Genomic DNA, 16,488 nt, shown 5'->3' on the forward strand with positions numbered 1-16,488 from the left:
TTTGAGCATATGAGCAACCCGATCGTATCTACTGAACAGCTAACATTCCAATATACGAATGCTAAAAGCATCGCATTTCCGGACATCCACATCGAAAAAGGACAGCACACGCTATTATTGGGCGATTCAGGAACCGGAAAAACAACCTTGCTGAACATGTTGGGTGGCTTATCTAAACCCGAAACAGGGCACGTTAAAATTAATAATCAGGATCTTTCCCTATTATCTAATAGCAAACTAGACAAATTCAGATCTCAATATATCGGTTTTATATTCCAGGAGGCACACCTTCTCAAAAATTTAACTTTGTTGGAAAATATCAAATTGGCACAGTCCCTTGCAGGAAAAAAGGTGGATGTGAATCAGATTCATCAGGTCTTGAAACAACTGCAACTGGATCACAAAACTGCGGCATATCCGAATGAATTAAGTCGTGGCCAATTACAACGTGCCGCGATTGCTCGTAGTGTGATCAATAAGCCTGCCCTGCTCATCGCGGACGAACCTACAGCTGCTTTGGATGACACCAATACAAATCGTGTGCTGGAACTACTTTTGGATATTGCAGATACCGCCGGCTCAACCCTCTTGATCACCACACATGACAAACGGATTAGAGATCAGTTCTCAAAAATGTATATCTTAAAATAATTGAATACGTCATATAGTCATTCACCCTTTTAGCTTTAGAATTTGTTATGAATACGATACAGTTGGTTTGGAAAAATTTAAGTAGACAATTTGGCTCTGTCTTTCTTAGTATCTTGCTGACGGCTTTTGGAATTTCCATCTTAGCTGTGCTTTCTATCACAGGTGATACATTTGAAAAACAACTTGACAATAATAGCAGGAACATTGATCTTGTTGTCGGAGCTAAGGGCAGTCCACTTCAATTGATCTTATCCAGCGTATATCATATCGACAACCCAACTGGAAATATACCTTTGGATGAACTCGAACCCCTGCGCCAAAACCCGCTTGTTCAACTAGCGGTCCCCCTGTCATTAGGTGATAACTTTAAGGGACATCGAATTGTGGGGACGGACTCTTCTTTTCTGACCATCTACAATACCAAAATAAATGAAGGCCGCATCTGGCAAAAAGACTTTGAAGCCGTTATCGGTGAGCAGGTCGCAAAAAAGCACCATTTGAAAATAGGTGACCAGATCAACAGCTCCCATGGACTCAGCAAGGATGGCCATAGTCACGACGAACATCCTTTTACCATCGTAGGTATTCTAAAACAAAATAACAATGTAACCGATAACCTCATATTGACCAATCTCGAGAGCGTCTGGGATGTTCATGGTATCGCCCATGCTCATGCTGACAACGAAACTGCAGCACAAAAAGAACAACGTGAACGGGAAGAAGACCGTCAGGAAACAGTCAAAGCACATTTACATCACCATGGAGAAGACTTGCCGGAAAATTCTACCGGACAAGTGGCAACCAATGAAAAAGAACATCATGATCACGATCATGATGACCACGAACACGAAGAGGAAGGGGTATTTGTCAAATCCATTGGCGCTGATATGGTGAAACAAAATGGTCTTGAAATAACAGCTATTTTAATAAAATACCAGTCACCGGCAGCTATCGGTATATTGCCTAAAATGATCGACCAACAAACAGATATGCAAGCTGCTTCTCCTGCTATGGAAAGTACACGTCTGTTTTCACTCCTAGGCGTAGGAATAGATTCTTTAGCGATCCTTGCTTATGTCATCATGCTCATTGCTGGGCTGAGTGTATTTATTAACCTCTACAATGCGTTGAAACAACGTAAATATGATCTGGCCATTATGCGTACACTCGGTGCGTCTAAAGGAAAATTATTTACCATTGTCCTATTGGAGGGCCTGACCATAACAATCGTGGGCGGACTGGTCGGGCTGTTATTGGCACATCTGGCATTATATTATATCAGTAACCAAACGAGCCAGAGTGCTGACTTTATCGAAGCTTTTAGGCTACATCCAAAAGAATTGGTATTTTTGCTTGTTGCTTGCCTCATCGGCGTGCTAGCAGCGCTGATTCCCGCTGTGAAAGCGTATAGGACAAGTATAGCCGGTACTTTATCAAACAAATAGGACGACTGCGTATTGGAGTTAAAAAACGTAAGAATAGCATATACAAGATAAATTCTGGATTTGCTTCAGCAAAATCTCAGTACGCAATACAATATACTCAATACTAAAACAGATGAAACCATTATGATTTATTCATCATACAGAATAAATCTGATCGCTTCACCGCAACTACAAAAAATTAAACAGATGAAACAAATTATCACAGCATTCGCCTTTATATTTTTCTATATCATGCAAGCACAGGCACAGATCGGCAGCAATCCCGATGTGCCTGATCATACACCCATGATGAACAAAACATGGGATGCCATTGATAAAATGGCTTATAAAGTAACCTATAATGGTGCAAAAAAAGTATATACTCCTTTTTATCCGAAAGAGCTCAAAGCGCTTGAAAACAAAGTGGTCGAATTACCAGGCTATATGGTTCCCCTACACAGTGGCCGTAATCATAAGAACTTTATGATGTCTGTGCTACCTGTCATGCAATGTCAATTTTGTGGTTCCAATGGAATACCACCTATGGTAGAAGTGACCTTAAAAGGGGGAGCAATAAAATTTTCCGAAGATCCCATCAAGCTCAAAGGAAAGATGATTTTTACAAAGGACCCACTGAAAGGAAATTCCGAAATTCAGATCGTCGATGCTGAACTTGTAAAATAAACATATCCTCTTCTATGCTGAATCTTATCTATATTATTAGATCGGATTCACATAGAAACACTAAAAGATAGCTTAAATTATCTATTGAGTAGCGAGGTCTCAAGACAAGCCGCCAATGCCGCTGTCTCGGTCCGTAAACGTGCTTCGCCAAGCGATATTGGCCGAAACCCCGCAGCTATTGCCAGATCGATTTCCTCGGCTGAAAAATCTCCTTCTGGACCTATCAAAATGATATAATGTTGTCCCGCTTCAAATACCTCGTTCAAATACTTCTTGTCCGAATCAACGCAATGTGCAATTGCTTTTTGGACATCCTCTTTTGGAAGGTCTTTTAAAAACTGTTTAAAGGGTATCGCAGGATTAAGTTTTGGCAAATACGCTTTCAAAGATTGTTTCATGGCTGACACAATGACTTTGTTCAAGCGGTCCAACTTCACCTGCTTACGCTCGGAATGCTCACAAATAATAGGTGTAATCTCCTGAATCCCTACCTCTGTAGCTTTCTCCAAAAACCACTCGATACGGTCGATGTTCTTGGTCGGTCCAACAGCAATATGCAAATGATAGTTTGGCTGTTGGTAGTTCTCTTTGACACTTAAAATGCGAAGTACAGTACGTTTCGGATGTGGATCTATAATTTCAGCTTCGTACAGGCCGCCACAACCATCAATTAAATATAAACGATCTCCCGTATTCATACGAAGTACACGGACAGCATGCTTGCTTTCTTCCTCAGAGAGGATAAAATTTTCTAAAGAAGGACTTAACTCCGGTGTAAAAAATAACTGCATGTACTGTTCGTTGTGATCTTATTCCGCTAGATCGTCATCCGTCGACTCGACCAGTTCTAATTTAACAAATTCAATATTCTGCTGCGCCTTGCGGATAATTGTAAATACATAACCGTATTCCTGTTTCCGCTCGCCTACCTCAGGAATTTTATCAAAGATTTCACTGACCAATCCGGCCATTGTATCGTAATCCTGACTTTCAGGTAATTCTATCGGAAGAAACTCATTCACATCATGAATACTAGCCCCCGCATCTACCATATATTCTGTTTCAGATATACGTTCCACAACTGGTGTTTCCTCATCGTACTCATCTTGGATCTCCCCTACCAATTCCTCCACAATATCCTCCAAGGTAGCCATCCCTGCTGTACCTCCAAATTCATCCAGTACAATGGCCAGTTGCAGGCGTCGCTGCTGAAACTCGGCCATCAGATCATTGATTTTTTTGGTCTCAGGGATAAAGTATGGTTTACGCATGATATTTCTCATCACCACCTCTTTGCCTTTGGCCAATAGCGGAAGGATGTCCTTGGTATGCACAATACCAACAATCTGATCAATGTTATCTTCGTAGATCGGAAGACGTGAATAGCCTTCCTCCGTCATGGTCTCAATCAATTCTGAAGCGTCTGCCGTTATTTCGACCGCGACAATTTTCGTCCTCGGCACCATAATATTCTTGACGATGCGTTCATTAAAATCAAAGACATTTTTAATTAACTCATGTTCAGAAATATCCAATGCTCCGGATTCTTTTCCTTTATCCAAGAGGTATTGTAATTCCTCAGAAGAGTGGGCAGATTCACCTTTAGTGACTTCAAAGCCTAAAATTTTAAGCAGAAAATTAGCAAAACCATTTAATATCCAAATAAAAGGTCTAAAGATAAAGTAGAAAAATTGCAGTGGAACCGCAATCTTCATGGTTGTTGCAACAGGTTTTTGAATGGCAATTGATTTGGGAGCTAGCTCCCCAAAGACAATATGCAATACGGTAATAATTGTAAATGCCAGCACATGTCCTGCGTTGGTCGCTATCGTACCGGTCAATTCAACACCAAAGAAACCTAAAGCCCCCTGCACAATCTGGGTCATTACAGCCTCTCCTACCCAACCTAATGCCAGTGAAGAAAGTGTAATACCCAATTGTGTAGCGGCCAAATAACCATCCAAATGCTCCGTTATACTTTTGGCTATTGTAGCAACTTTACTACCTGTTTTTGCCTGAACTTCAATTTGGGAGATTCGGACTTTGACAATAGCAAACTCGGCCGCAACGAAAAAACCGTTGGCCAGTACTAAAAACAATGTCCAAAAAATATCGAGCGCCATGCTGGGGGTTATTTGTTAACAAATTCTGTTTTGTACAACTCAATAGCCTCTATCAAGATTCTTTGTGCTTCTTCACGTCCTTTCACCCCTTCAACAATAACATGTTTCTTTTCTAAAGCTTTGTAACTTTCAAAGAATTGTACAATTTCCTTCATGGTATGCGGCGGCAATTGATCGATGTCTTTAATGTAGTTGAATATAGGATCATTTTTGGCAACAGCAATGATTTTATCATCTTGCTCTCCGCCATCAACCATATTCATGACACCAATAACTTGTGCTTCCACCAATGTTAATGGTAAAATATCAACCGAACAAATTACCAAAATATCCAAAGGATCTTTGTCATCGCAATAAGTCTGTGGAATGAAACCATAATTGGCTGGATAGACAACAGAGGAACTCATTACTCTGTCCAAAAGCAACAAACCTGTTTCTTTGTCTAATTCGTACTTTCCTTTGGATCCGTTTGTAATCTCAATGATAGCATTTACGGCATTTGGCACATTCTCACCTGGAGAAACCATGTGCCAAGGGTTTTGTTTACTCATTTTTTATTTTACTGTATATTTTGTTTGTTTCTTTTGTCTTTTATTCGCTTTTTGAGCAAAGTTATTGCAATAGGCAAAAATGCGATCACGATCATTCCAACCACAACGTATTCCACATAATGAATGATCCAAGGAAACTCTATCCCTAGGAAATAACCCGAAAGAGTTAATACCAAGACCCAAATTAAAGCTCCACTGATATTATATAAAACGAATTTTTTGAAGTCTAATTTTACAACACCGGCAAAGATCGGAGCAAAAGTACGAACTATTGGAACAAATCTACCTATAATTAATGCGGTTCCCCCATATTTATGGTAAAATTCTTCCGCCATGACCACATATTTCCGTTTAAAGATAAAACTATCCTTTCGCTTGAATAACATCGGACCCGCTCGATAACCGAACCAATAACCTGTAAAATTACCCAATATTCCTGCTCCCAATAAGCCCAGACAAAGCGTATAAATGCTCACATCGATCTTATTGAGCGCGCAAAATAGTCCTGCTAAAAATAATAAATAATCGCCCGGTAGAAAAAAACCAAAAAACAGACCCGTTTCGGCAAATACGATTAATATAACTAAATAAAACCCGCCTGAACTCAGGAGCTCTTCGGGGTTCATTAGTTGTTGAAATGACAACAAAAGTTCATGCATAACTTTCAGTAAAAATCAATGTTGTTTTCTCCATTTTAGAATCAAAATCTACTTTTTTCCCTGTATAATTTTAAAACAACAAAGTACAAATATAGTATTCTTCTAAAAAACGAAAGTAAATCAAGTGTAATATAATCTTGTTATTGATTTTGTGCAGTTATGCTGATAATGGACTCCCGGATTGTTTCAGCGATCTGATGTAGTTCTTCTTCGCCTAAACTCAACTTAGGCCCAGCAAAATTTAGGTCACTTATTTTATTGATCGGAACAAGATGGATATGTGCATGCGCAACTTCCAATCCCACAACAGCCACGCCAACTTTAACACACGGAATTACTTTTTTTATCCCCTGCGCAACGATTTTTGCAAATACCCAAAGTGCCATGTACTCATCATCTTCAATATCGAAAATGTAATCTGTTTCTTTTTTAGGTATCACCAAAACATGGCCTTTCGCCAAAGGACTGATATCCAAAAAAGCCAGAAAATCATTACTCTCCGCAACTTTGTAAGCTGGAATCTCTCCAGCGACGATTTTTGAAAAAATTGTTGACATATTATTCTATATTGGAATAAACTCTTTTTGTAATAAAGTATTGAGATATGAGTATGGCATGGGAGACTTCGATTCTACCGCCCATCGGCTTGCAGAAAGATAGTCTAACGTCTACCATTTACTATCTAAATACATTTGATAAAAAACGACCATAAGTAACATTAAGTATGATGTTCTCAACAAATATAAACAAAAAAGGTCGCGATTGCTAGAACCCGACCTTCTTAATATAAAGTTAATTTGCGGATGTGCGGTTATGGCGTACCGCACATAACCGACATATGTTATCTCGAAATCTCTACAATTTCAAATTCAATCTTACCTGCAGGCACTTCGATCTCTGCCGTGTCACCTTTCGATTTGCCCAATAATCCCTGAGCAATAGGAGATTTAACGGAAATCTTGCCCGACTTAAGGTCCGCCTCTGATTCGGCAACCAATTGATAAGTCATCACAGCACCATTCTTTTTATTTTTGATCTTAACGATAGACAAAGCTAGCACCTTAGACGTATCCAATTTGGATTCGTCAATCAATCGGGCTGTCGCCAAGGTATTCTCCAAGTTGGCTATTTTAGCTTCATGAAGTCCCTGAGCTTCTTTAGCAGCATCATACTCCGCATTTTCAGACAAATCTCCTTTGTCTCTTGCCTCTGCAATAGCATTGGCAATTTTAGATCTTCCTTCCGTCTTCAGATAAGCTAATTCCTCTTTAAGCTTACGCAATCCTTCTTCCGTAAAATAAGTTACTTCTGCCATAATTTTATCTTTTTCTTATTTTCTACATTTAAAAAAAGAAACAAGACCATATTACCCTCTTCGGGTAACATGGTCTTGCTTTCAATCTATACGAAGATAATAATTGTTTTCAACAAAACAAATTCTTATCCATCAAATCTCTTCTTCATCAACAAATTTATAGCCCAATCCGCGTACTGTCTGCAAATAATGCGGTTTGTCAGGATTTGTCTCTATCTTCTTCCGCAGACGTACGACGTGCATGTCCAGCGTCCGTGTATTCACATTGGAACTATATCCCCATACCACTTCCATCAACTCCTCACGTGTGATCTCCCGACCTAAGTTTTGAAGAAAATGTAATAAGATTCTATTCTCTAAAATAGTTAATTCGACCTTTTTGCCATCCCGTATCAAGGAATGGATATTTGGATGGTGTTCTGTCTGTCCAAACTTGTAGATTTCGGGGCTGTTCTTAGGCAAGAAAAACTTCACCTTATTATCTATCATTGCAATCAACACGTCCATATTGAACGGCTTGCTAATATAGTCTGTCACACCAAAGCTATACGCTTCAATCTTGTCCACATCCTGGGATTTGGCTGTCATCATAATAATGATATTCTCAAATCCTGCTTTACGGACATCCTCGCAGATCTCATTACCTTCTTTTCCAGGGAGCATCCAATCTAAGAGGACCACATCCGGTCGTTTCTCCAAGATTAAACTTTCTGCTTCATTCCCATTTCCGCTTTGGATGACTTGATAGCCCTCAGATTCTAATCGATGTTTTACCAAGAAACGTAAGTTCTCATCATCTTCAATAACAGCAACAGTGATGTCTTTATTCATAAGTAAATAATTTGTCTTTTAAATGTCTTATGGAATATCCAGTTTATAACTATAAGTTTTCATGTTTTCTAAACATGGATATTTCATATTTAAATTTATTTTTTAAACCGGAAATACTAACGTGAAGGTCGTGCCTTGCCCCAATTGGCTTTTTACCGTAATCTCTCCACCTATAAACTCGGTGATCTCCTTACAGAAAGCCAAACCTAAACCAATACTTCCTTGCTGATTATATTGACTTTTTATTCTATAAAACTTTTTGAAGATATTGTTAAACTCTGCCTTCTCTATCCCAATTCCTTCATCCTTAAAAGTAATAACAAAATTCTTCTTATTTTGTTGTATTGCAATATCCAAGATTTTATGCCCATTTTTAGAATATTTGTAGGCATTATCTATCATATTTTGAAATACGCTGCTCAATAACACCGGATCCGCAAGCATCGATGTTCTTACATCAATTTTTGTGCTAATTTTGAAGTCAGCGTATTTTATTCTCGAGGAAGCAACCAAATTTTCGGTAAATTCCTCCAGATCTACCTCCTCTTTATTTAATTTGATGGTTTTATTTTCAATTTGACTAAACGACAATAATTTATTCATCAGATTATTGAGCCGGTCGGCTTCCTGATCCAAAATATTACCATACATCTTTCGCTCCTCATCGGATAAAACTTGTGCACTCTTGATGTTATTTCCAGCAATTTTTATGACACTTACAGGCGTCTTAAACTCGTGGGTCAAATTGTTGATAAAATCATATTGCAATTTAAAAAGTCTACCGTTAATTTCTAAATTTCTATAAATTAAATATAGAATAGCGATCAAAATAATATAAATCAAGGATATACCGCCCAATACGGGCCAAAAACTGCGGTTTATTTCCTTCGATAGAAAACTTTTACTTGACCTAAAGAGCAGTTTATAATCCGCCAAAGCTCCAGGCAAAGGCATTTCTGTCGAAATTTCATCATTTTCCGGTGTAATCGGTGCCCCTACCAAGGGGACGATCTCCACCTTTTCATAGAGATTGGCATAACTATTTTTCACCTCCAGATACATTGGGTCGATCTGAAAATTGAACATGTCCTGCTCATAGCCGACAGTATGGTCCAGATTCCCCTCCATAATGGTTTTATAAACGATCAAATCATTGACCCTTGGTATATTTAAATAGGTAATCTGTCCGGGTCTGATCGTATAGAATACCTTTAAAATATCCTTGTCAGAAAGTTTCGCATTCGGCTGCAACTTGTCAATATAAGTAGCGAGCTTAACCCCAATGTTATTGATTTCCTCCGAATGCAGGCCCATCTGACCACGGTCACGGATCGTATTTTTGTTCAGCCCCGAGCGGGATACCGTAAAAAATGTAATGGTCTTAGGCTGAATTCTCAAATTATTGACTATAAAACCGTAATTTAAATTATGATCATTGTTAAATTGTAAATCAAAAAAACCGATTTCGCGCACAAAAGGATAAGAACTTAAAATACTGTAGGCATATTTTCCAGCTTGTACAGAGTCCAAAAAGCCCTGATAAAACGAGACCTCAGGAATTCTATTTTGGAAAAAATCATTGAAAGGAATTAAGGTTTGATCAAAAATTTCCGATTTCCTATTGGTAAATTCATTCTTTATATGGGACTCGGTATAGCTTCTGGATAGAAAAAGCGCAAAAATATACAAACCACTGATGACGATGAAAAACATCAACAATAGTCCATAATTTTTTCGATAGCTGTATTTCTCTGCTTTCATATAATGCCCCTAGTCCGCTAGATATTTTTCCAAAAATCGCTCCAGTTCATTATAGTAGCCAAATATATTCTCATCTTTTTTAAAAGTTCTATCCTCATCTTCCTTCAGGACATATTGCACAGGAACATGGTTATTCTTCAATTTCTGAACAAATTGGTTTGCATCTGTCACCGAACTAAATCGGTCTTTGCCCCCTTGGACTAATAGTACAGGAATCCGTACCTTATCCGAATGGAAAACAGGAGATATATTTTTAAACAACTCCGCTTCCCGAATAGGATTCCCTACGATCTGATACATTTTCTGTACATAGGACTTAAAATACGGTGGAATATCCCTAAAATAGGTAAATAGATTGGTATATCCGGAATAAGAAACAGCGCATTTATACAGATCTGAATTGAAGCAAGCAGCATGTAGTGCCGAATAGCCCCCAAATCCTTTTCCCACAATGGCCACACGATCTTTATCGGCAATCCCCTCTTTGATCAGCCATTTTACCCCGTCCGTAATATCATCTTGAATTTTCCCACCCCATTCCTTAAATCCAGCAGTCCAAAACTTCTTTCCAAATCCCGTTGAACCTCGATAATTCATCTGAAAAACCAAATATCCCCTGTTCGCTAAAAATTGTGCTTCATTGTCAAATCCCCATACTTCGCGTCCATTGGGACCATCGTGTGGCAGTACCACCATAGGCAAATCCTTCCGGTTGGAATGTATTGGATAGGTCAAATACCCTGAGATCGTCATGCCATCTCTCGCTTTGTAGGTAATAAATTCATTGGGAGACAATTCCTTACTTTTGAGATCCGAGTTATTGTCGGCTAATTTGGTCAATTTTTTGGACGTAAAATCGTAAAAATAAATCCCCCCGGGATTAACATCTGTATAGGTCTTAATAATGACTTTCTCTCCCGAAACATCGGTATTGAGTACCTGGAATTCAAAACCATCAATTTGCTTAGACAGTTCATCATATTTCCGTTTTGTTTTATCGTCAAAAAAATGCCGGCTCTGTCTCGAAGTTGTATAATTAACAAACAACAAGCGGCTTTGCTCCGGGAAGTAACCTCCGGGATTTACATCGACCTCTTTATGGCTATACAGCTCCCCCAATTCCCTTTCATCAACCAGATCATAACTAACGAGAGCCAGCTTGTCACGATTTATATTTGAAAGTGCATAAATAATACGATCTGAACTATCCTTATATCCCAACGGAGTGAAACTACTCTCGACATCACAGCGTATAATTTCCTTAAAAGGTTCTTTCTCAGAAGCCCGGAAAAGAACAGATTGCTGTACCGAATCATTTGCAATTGCTAAACGCACCTGCCCATCGTTGGATGCAATCCAAGAACTCATATTACCGGGGTTTTGTAAAATCAGTTCCCGAGGTCTACCGTCCAAATAAATGCGATAAAGATCAAAAAACGAGGAATCACGGTCATTGATTCCAGCAACAAAACTATCGCTGTTGGAAACCATCGGATGAACCCACCTGAATCTTGCACGGGCAGGTTTAATTAAGGGCCAAATCTTTTCTGTGTTAATATCCACAGCATATAAACGTAAACTGTCCTGGGCAGATTGCTCGGTCAAAAAAGAAATTTTGGAGTCGTTATTCCAGACAAAGGATTTTACATTGATATCATTCTGATAAGTGAGCTGCTTGGAGCTGTCCTTGTCCATCAAATCTATCAAATAAATATTTTTGCAATGGTTGTCCATACCGATATATGCAATGAACCGACCATTGGGAGAAATTTTAAAATTTGATTTTTCAGGTGTGGAAAAGAATTGATTAATGGGTATAGGGTCAACCTTATGTTGTTGGCACCCTAACATAGTCAATGCACAAAAAAATAAAACAGTCCAAAATTGCAACCTCATAATCCCGAATACGTCCTTATCATTTAACCCAAATATTGTAATTAAATACCAAATTGCAGTCAATGCAACCTTATTTTTACAAGATATAGTAATTAAACGTAATATTCAAAAATAGCGTATAAAACCGTATTTTTGTTTATGTTTTTATACAATGTATCTGTTATAGCAGAAGAAACAATCCATCGCGAGATCGTTTCCTGGATTGAGGATAATATCGTACAATCCCAAAAATTCCAAGTGCATTTTCTGGAAATGCTCCAGTCCCCGCACGAAGGAATGACTTATTGTATTCAAGTCGTCCTGCCTTCCGAAGAACATATCACGGATTTTCAGCAGGTGCATTTGATACCATTACAACAACTTATTTCGGAGTCGTACAAGGATAAAGTTTTCCTTTTCGACAGTACAATGAAATATTTAAAAAAATAAAGAGCNNGCTCTTTATTTTTTTAAATATTGTTAATTCTTTTTATTACCCTGCGCTTCCTTATCTTTTTCACCGATTTCCAAAGCGAGCTCATAGCGAGGTTCATAGCTTATTTTTGGCGTTAAAAAATGTAATAGGATCAAGCGGGAATACCTAAAATTAAAGGGAGCGAAAACTAAAATGGTTACAGCCAGACCTCCCAAATAGAACCAAGGCGACTCACTTCCCGTCAAAATCGCAATAGCAACAGACACTGACACAATTTCTGCTACAGAAAGCGCATAGCTAACATACATTGCCGCATAAAAATAGCCGGGCTCGACCTCATATTTAACACCACAATGTGGGCACACTTCATTCATATGCTGCTTCCGCAAACTGTATACCTTTCCTTCAAATACATTTCCAACATGACATTTAGGACATTTGGAATGTATCATTGCATGAAATTTAGATGTCGGCATTAGATTCTATTTTATCTCGTTAATAAACTTTTTGGTTGGCGGATTCTTTTTTCGGTATTTTTTATACCATAGATAACCTAGTCCTGCAGCTGCCAGATAAGGAATCACCAATAGAAATAAGATACCGTCGTTCAACCCCTTTCCCTGCATATTGCCTTCTTTCGTAGCGTTTTCGGCATTCAATGTACACATGGCACACTGTGCTCGAGAAATAGACACCATCGAGCAGCTTAAGGTAAATATTAAGAGTAGATATTTAAACCATTTCATAGCCCAAAGTTACTGAAAATTTAACGATTAGCGTACCAATGCTTCAAATTTGTCCCAAAAACCATCTTGCGGCAATGACGCCACCAATGTCATCTGCTCTTTTTTGATGGGATGCATAAACGCCAACGATCGCGAGTGCAAACAGATACTTCCCAATGAACTTCCTCTTGGATATCCGTATTTGTTATCGCCAACAATGGGGCAACCCATCGCCGCCAGCTGTGCACGAATCTGATGTGTACGGCCTGTAAGAGGTTCAACACGCAACAGGTAAAAACCGTTCAACTCACCTATCACCACATAATCCAATTCAGCATAGGTGCCGCCCTTCACTTCACGAGGGAATGCCTTGGTCACTCGCGTCTGTCTATTTCGAATTAACCAGTTGATCAATTTACCCTCGGCATTTCGCGGACGTTGGCGCACAATGGCAAAATAAGTTTTCTTTACCGTGCGATCTTGAAAAAACTTATTCATGCGCTCAAGGGCTTTGCTCGTTTTCGCGAAAAGAATCATACCGCTAACCGGTCGATCCAAACGATGGATAACCCCAACATAAGCATCATTGGGTTTATCATATTTCTTTTTCAGGTAGATCTTTACCATATCTTCCAATGAAAGGTCTCCGGTTTCGTCAACTTGTACAATATCCCCTGCCCTTTTATTGATTGCTATCAGATGATTGTCTTCAAAGATCACCTCTTTATCCGTAATTTCAGGTTTATTCATTTCCTCTTAACTAAAAGTCATTCAAACGTTCGCTATAAGCCTAAGTTTCGTTTGAAAACCTGTATGATTTGTTATTTATTAAAGAAAAAAAGGCTCTACGCAAGCGTAAAGCCTTTCGATAATATGTTTACGACAGTTTACTGTGCACTATCTGCCTTAAGTAATTCGGCTTTCTTCGCATTTTCCTTCATTTTTTTCTTAAAGAAGCCGCGTAATAGGAAGTTATGCTGCAAGGCTTCCATATTTTCATCCAACTTTTCGGTACTTGAATTCAAGTTGTTAATTGCCGACTTAATCTGGTCAGCCGAAGCAGGATCATTCAATAAGACACCTACGGCATTATCCTTATCGTTCAATCTGCTTGAGGCGTTATTCAAATTATTGATCAATGCATTTGCGGTCTGCGAAACGCCCTGCAATTGAGCAGCAGATTGACGTAAATTGGAGAATATCGCGGTATCTGTGGTCAGATCATGGATCAAGCCTCTGTTGCTGTTCAACGAATTTGTCAACGTCACCAAGTTAGCCGATGCCTTGTTTGCATTGTTCATTGCCGCACTGATGGACAATAAACTCGCACGTAAGGTATTCACCATAGCCGTATCGGTCAACATCGCCCCGACCATCCCCTTACCATCTGCCAATCCACGTGATATCTCGACAAAGTCTGTGGTAATCTTAGCTAAGTTTTCGTTATTCACCTGCAATGTCTCCATCATCGCTTCCATATCCGCAGTTTTGGCGGACCGTAGAAAGTCACCTGTTTCTACGGTAGGTGCGTTTTGCGATCCCCCTGAAATAACAACAATCTTATTACCGATCAGTCCATCGGAACCCAATTTTGTGACTGCATCCTTACGGATATATTCTGCAGATTTCTCTTCAATAGTCAAAACAACTTCGACATCCTGTACACTTTTAAAATGAATATTTTTAATAATGCCCACCTTAACTCCAGAAAACCAGACATTACTTCCTACTTTCAATCCTGCAACATCAGGAAATGAAGTGGTGATCTCGATGTTTCTTGTAAATTTCTTCTGTTGACTGCCTAAAATAAAAATCCCGGCCAAAAGAATCAATACGCCTAAAAAAACAAAAATACCAACAATGATTGCTCTTTTATTTTCTGCCTTACTCATGTATATTATAGAATAAAATTATAATTATAAAACGCCCTTACCCGTGCGTCATCTGTATCAAAAATTTCCTCAAAAGACCCCTGTCTTTCAAATTTACCGTCCAGTAACATCACAATACGATCACCGACTTCTTTTGCACAGGCCAAATCGTGTGTAATAATAATTGACGAAGTCTTATACCGCTCCTGAACCTCATTAATCAACCCATTAATATCCAAACAGGTAATCGGATCCAAACCCGCCGTGGGCTCATCGTACATCATAATCTCCGGCCTAAGGATTAACGTACGCGCTATACCAATCCGCTTACGCTGGCCTCCGGACAGTTCAGATGGCATCTGGTTGATTGCCTGGGATAAGCCTACCCCATCCAACACTTCTTCCACCGCATAATTAATCTCAGATCGTGTCAGCTTCCGTTTGTTTCTCACCAAAGGAAACTCCAAATTCTCACGAACCGTCATACTGTCATAAAGCGCGCTATTCTGGAAAGAAAAACCTATTTTTAACCGTAATTCACGCAGTTGACGATCGTTTAATTCAGTAACAGATTCACCCAATACACCAATTGCCCCCTCATCCGGTTTTAATAAGCCAGAAATCAACTTAATCAGAACCGACTTACCCGTACCTGAACGGCCTAAAACAACAAGGTTTTCTTCTTTATATAAATCCAGATTAACATTCTTCAGTACATGGTTATCTCCAAAAGATTTACTCACATTTCTGATTTCAATAACAGATTGAGAATGATCTATATTTAATTTCGCTTTTTCCATATACCACTATCCAAAGAACGACAAAACCTGAACAATAATTATTTCCTCAATAAATACAAGGAACATTGAAGCGACTACAGCAGCGTTGGCAGCTTTACCTACCCCCTCGGTACCTTTCGAAGAAAAATAGCCGCAATAGCAACTAACAGCTCCAATGGTAAAACCAAATATCACCGCACGCAATACCATAGCCCCCAAATCTTTGAAAGCAATGGTTTCAAAAACCTGTGTAAAAAAACTCAAAAAACTCAGGTCATCTTTACTCATCATACTCAGGTAACCGCCCAAGAGACCAATACCGGCCACATAAAAACAGAGGACAGGAATACCGATGGTTGTAGCTAAAATTCTACTTACAATCAAATACTTATAAGGATTTGTACCCGACACCTCCATGGCATCGATCTGCTCGGTCACATTCATCGAACTTAATTCAGCACCGATCTGTGACCCCACTTTACCGGAGGCAATCAAAGCCGTTACCAAAGGGGCCAAAGCCCGAACAATTGCAATGGAGATCAAGGATGGTAACATCGAAGTTGCACCAAATTCTTCCAACGAAGGACGAGACTGTTTTGTAAATACAAAGCCAACGATAAATCCGGTTAAACTGATCAAAGGCAACGACTTATAGCCTATCTCATAGCATTGGCGTATAATTTCCTTGAATTCGTATGGTGGTGTTACTAATTCGCGCCAAAACCGCAATAAGAAACGGTGAATGTTCGCGAATTCTAGAAAAAAAGTCTGAAGTTTTTTAGCCATTTAAAAATATGTCTATG

19 protein-coding genes are annotated in these 16,488 nt (G+C 39.1%); 4 read left to right on the top strand and 15 right to left on the bottom strand.

From position 1 onward, the window contains the following. Nucleotides 1-9: 9 nt before the first annotated feature. The 3 genes from B4G94_RS12200 to B4G94_RS12210 all read left to right on the top strand — a co-directional run bounded on the left by B4G94_RS12200 (nucleotide 10) and on the right by B4G94_RS12210 (nucleotide 2,759). Entirely contained in the window at nucleotides 10-651 is a 642-nt protein-coding gene (locus tag B4G94_RS12200) for an ABC transporter ATP-binding protein (protein WP_286859135.1), read from the top strand. A 47-nt stretch (nucleotides 652-698) separates the two neighbouring features. Then, nucleotides 699-2,096 (top strand): ABC transporter permease, encoded by a 1,398-nt coding sequence (locus tag B4G94_RS12205; RefSeq protein WP_286859137.1) that lies wholly within the window; start codon nucleotides 699-701, stop codon nucleotides 2,094-2,096. 186 nt (nucleotides 2,097-2,282) lie between these two features. Continuing rightward, nucleotides 2,283-2,759, top strand: a complete 477-nt coding sequence (locus tag B4G94_RS12210) for a hypothetical protein (RefSeq protein WP_108635715.1) — start codon at nucleotides 2,283-2,285, stop codon at nucleotides 2,757-2,759. 77 nt (nucleotides 2,760-2,836) lie between these two features. Here B4G94_RS12210 and B4G94_RS12215 read toward each other — a convergent pair whose 3' ends face one another. The 9 genes from B4G94_RS12215 to B4G94_RS12255 form a co-directional block, all read right to left on the bottom strand. Continuing rightward, the gene (locus tag B4G94_RS12215) at nucleotides 2,837-3,550 is read right to left on the bottom strand and encodes a 16S rRNA (uracil(1498)-N(3))-methyltransferase (RefSeq protein WP_286859140.1); all 714 of its coding nucleotides are present in this window, start codon (nucleotides 3,548-3,550) and stop codon (nucleotides 2,837-2,839) included. 18 nt (nucleotides 3,551-3,568) lie between these two features. Next, the gene (locus tag B4G94_RS12220; protein ID WP_108635713.1) at nucleotides 3,569-4,882 is read right to left on the bottom strand and encodes a hemolysin family protein; all 1,314 of its coding nucleotides are present in this window, start codon (nucleotides 4,880-4,882) and stop codon (nucleotides 3,569-3,571) included. A gap of 8 nt (nucleotides 4,883-4,890) precedes the next feature. Continuing rightward, nucleotides 4,891-5,433 (bottom strand): inorganic diphosphatase, encoded by a 543-nt coding sequence (locus B4G94_RS12225; protein WP_108635712.1) that lies wholly within the window; start codon nucleotides 5,431-5,433, stop codon nucleotides 4,891-4,893. An 8-nt stretch (nucleotides 5,434-5,441) separates the two neighbouring features. Continuing rightward, nucleotides 5,442-6,092 carry a DedA family protein gene (locus tag B4G94_RS12230; RefSeq protein WP_108635711.1) on the bottom strand — a complete coding sequence of 217 codons (651 nt, stop codon included), beginning with the start codon at nucleotides 6,090-6,092 and terminating at the stop codon, nucleotides 5,442-5,444. Between the two features lie 140 nt (nucleotides 6,093-6,232). Beyond that, nucleotides 6,233-6,649 (bottom strand): HIT family protein, encoded by a 417-nt coding sequence (locus tag B4G94_RS12235; protein WP_286859144.1) that lies wholly within the window; start codon nucleotides 6,647-6,649, stop codon nucleotides 6,233-6,235. 284 nt (nucleotides 6,650-6,933) lie between these two features. Further along, entirely contained in the window at nucleotides 6,934-7,407 is a 474-nt protein-coding gene (gene greA / locus B4G94_RS12240; RefSeq protein WP_077438377.1) for a transcription elongation factor GreA, read from the bottom strand. Between the two features lie 132 nt (nucleotides 7,408-7,539). Beyond that, nucleotides 7,540-8,238, bottom strand: coding sequence for a response regulator transcription factor (locus B4G94_RS12245; RefSeq protein WP_077438378.1), 699 nt, complete (start codon nucleotides 8,236-8,238; stop codon nucleotides 7,540-7,542). A 102-nt stretch (nucleotides 8,239-8,340) separates the two neighbouring features. Further along, nucleotides 8,341-9,999, bottom strand: a complete 1,659-nt coding sequence (locus tag B4G94_RS12250; RefSeq protein ID WP_108635708.1) for a sensor histidine kinase — start codon at nucleotides 9,997-9,999, stop codon at nucleotides 8,341-8,343. A 9-nt stretch (nucleotides 10,000-10,008) separates the two neighbouring features. Beyond that, nucleotides 10,009-11,850 carry a S9 family peptidase gene (locus tag B4G94_RS12255; RefSeq protein WP_286859149.1) on the bottom strand — a complete coding sequence of 614 codons (1,842 nt, stop codon included), beginning with the start codon at nucleotides 11,848-11,850 and terminating at the stop codon, nucleotides 10,009-10,011. Between the two features lie 183 nt (nucleotides 11,851-12,033). On the opposite strand from B4G94_RS12255, the gene B4G94_RS12260 reads away from it, so the two are divergent. Further along, nucleotides 12,034-12,324 carry a DUF4286 family protein gene (locus B4G94_RS12260; RefSeq protein ID WP_286859151.1) on the top strand — a complete coding sequence of 97 codons (291 nt, stop codon included), beginning with the start codon at nucleotides 12,034-12,036 and terminating at the stop codon, nucleotides 12,322-12,324. Between the two features lie 30 nt (nucleotides 12,325-12,354). On the opposite strand, the gene B4G94_RS12265 is transcribed toward B4G94_RS12260, so the two are convergent. The 6 genes from B4G94_RS12265 to B4G94_RS12290 form a co-directional block, all read right to left on the bottom strand. After that, nucleotides 12,355-12,762 (bottom strand): DUF983 domain-containing protein, encoded by a 408-nt coding sequence (locus tag B4G94_RS12265; RefSeq protein WP_241254797.1) that lies wholly within the window; start codon nucleotides 12,760-12,762, stop codon nucleotides 12,355-12,357. Between the two features lie 30 nt (nucleotides 12,763-12,792). Continuing rightward, on the bottom strand, nucleotides 12,793-13,056 hold the full coding sequence (locus tag B4G94_RS12270; protein WP_108635704.1) for a hypothetical protein: 264 nt from the start codon (nucleotides 13,054-13,056) through the stop codon (nucleotides 12,793-12,795). A 27-nt stretch (nucleotides 13,057-13,083) separates the two neighbouring features. Beyond that, the gene (locus B4G94_RS12275) at nucleotides 13,084-13,785 is read right to left on the bottom strand and encodes an RluA family pseudouridine synthase (RefSeq protein WP_286859152.1); all 702 of its coding nucleotides are present in this window, start codon (nucleotides 13,783-13,785) and stop codon (nucleotides 13,084-13,086) included. A gap of 137 nt (nucleotides 13,786-13,922) precedes the next feature. Continuing rightward, nucleotides 13,923-14,927 carry an MlaD family protein gene (locus B4G94_RS12280; RefSeq protein ID WP_108635702.1) on the bottom strand — a complete coding sequence of 335 codons (1,005 nt, stop codon included), beginning with the start codon at nucleotides 14,925-14,927 and terminating at the stop codon, nucleotides 13,923-13,925. Nucleotides 14,928-14,932: 5 nt separating this feature from the next. Then, nucleotides 14,933-15,706, bottom strand: a complete 774-nt coding sequence (locus B4G94_RS12285) for an ABC transporter ATP-binding protein (RefSeq protein ID WP_286859155.1) — start codon at nucleotides 15,704-15,706, stop codon at nucleotides 14,933-14,935. Nucleotides 15,707-15,712: 6 nt separating this feature from the next. Further along, the gene (locus B4G94_RS12290) at nucleotides 15,713-16,471 is read right to left on the bottom strand and encodes an MlaE family ABC transporter permease (RefSeq protein WP_108635700.1); all 759 of its coding nucleotides are present in this window, start codon (nucleotides 16,469-16,471) and stop codon (nucleotides 15,713-15,715) included. Nucleotides 16,472-16,488 lie beyond the last annotated feature (17 nt).

The organism is Sphingobacterium sp. UBA7625, assembly GCF_002484085.1.
GTDB lineage: Bacteria > Bacteroidota > Bacteroidia > Sphingobacteriales > Sphingobacteriaceae > Sphingobacterium > Sphingobacterium athyrii.

What these genes read in the sequence shown, in the direction of transcription:
- B4G94_RS12200 (WP_286859135.1), top strand. Translation starts at nt 10, where the DNA reads ATGAGCAACCCGATCGTATCTACTGAACAGCTAACATTCCAATATACG.
- B4G94_RS12205 (WP_286859137.1), top strand. Translation starts at nt 699, where the DNA reads ATGAATACGATACAGTTGGTTTGGAAAAATTTAAGTAGACAATTTGGC.
- B4G94_RS12210 (WP_108635715.1), top strand. Translation starts at nt 2,283, where the DNA reads ATGAAACAAATTATCACAGCATTCGCCTTTATATTTTTCTATATCATG.
- B4G94_RS12215 (WP_286859140.1), bottom strand. Translation starts at nt 3,550, where the DNA reads ATGCAGTTATTTTTTACACCGGAGTTAAGTCCTTCTTTAGAAAATTTT.
- B4G94_RS12220 (WP_108635713.1), bottom strand. Translation starts at nt 4,882, where the DNA reads ATGGCGCTCGATATTTTTTGGACATTGTTTTTAGTACTGGCCAACGGT.
- B4G94_RS12225 (WP_108635712.1), bottom strand. Translation starts at nt 5,433, where the DNA reads ATGAGTAAACAAAACCCTTGGCACATGGTTTCTCCAGGTGAGAATGTG.
- B4G94_RS12230 (WP_108635711.1), bottom strand. Translation starts at nt 6,092, where the DNA reads ATGCATGAACTTTTGTTGTCATTTCAACAACTAATGAACCCCGAAGAG.
- B4G94_RS12235 (WP_286859144.1), bottom strand. Translation starts at nt 6,649, where the DNA reads ATGTCAACAATTTTTTCAAAAATCGTCGCTGGAGAGATTCCAGCTTAC.
- greA (WP_077438377.1), bottom strand. Translation starts at nt 7,407, where the DNA reads ATGGCAGAAGTAACTTATTTTACGGAAGAAGGATTGCGTAAGCTTAAA.
- B4G94_RS12245 (WP_077438378.1), bottom strand. Translation starts at nt 8,238, where the DNA reads ATGAATAAAGACATCACTGTTGCTGTTATTGAAGATGATGAGAACTTA.
- B4G94_RS12250 (WP_108635708.1), bottom strand. Translation starts at nt 9,999, where the DNA reads ATGAAAGCAGAGAAATACAGCTATCGAAAAAATTATGGACTATTGTTG.
- B4G94_RS12255 (WP_286859149.1), bottom strand. Translation starts at nt 11,850, where the DNA reads ATGTTAGGGTGCCAACAACATAAGGTTGACCCTATACCCATTAATCAA.
- B4G94_RS12260 (WP_286859151.1), top strand. Translation starts at nt 12,034, where the DNA reads ATGTTTTTATACAATGTATCTGTTATAGCAGAAGAAACAATCCATCGC.
- B4G94_RS12265 (WP_241254797.1), bottom strand. Translation starts at nt 12,762, where the DNA reads ATGATACATTCCAAATGTCCTAAATGTCATGTTGGAAATGTATTTGAA.
- B4G94_RS12270 (WP_108635704.1), bottom strand. Translation starts at nt 13,056, where the DNA reads ATGAAATGGTTTAAATATCTACTCTTAATATTTACCTTAAGCTGCTCG.
- B4G94_RS12275 (WP_286859152.1), bottom strand. Translation starts at nt 13,785, where the DNA reads ATGAATAAACCTGAAATTACGGATAAAGAGGTGATCTTTGAAGACAAT.
- B4G94_RS12280 (WP_108635702.1), bottom strand. Translation starts at nt 14,927, where the DNA reads ATGAGTAAGGCAGAAAATAAAAGAGCAATCATTGTTGGTATTTTTGTT.
- B4G94_RS12285 (WP_286859155.1), bottom strand. Translation starts at nt 15,706, where the DNA reads ATGGAAAAAGCGAAATTAAATATAGATCATTCTCAATCTGTTATTGAA.
- B4G94_RS12290 (WP_108635700.1), bottom strand. Translation starts at nt 16,471, where the DNA reads ATGGCTAAAAAACTTCAGACTTTTTTTCTAGAATTCGCGAACATTCAC.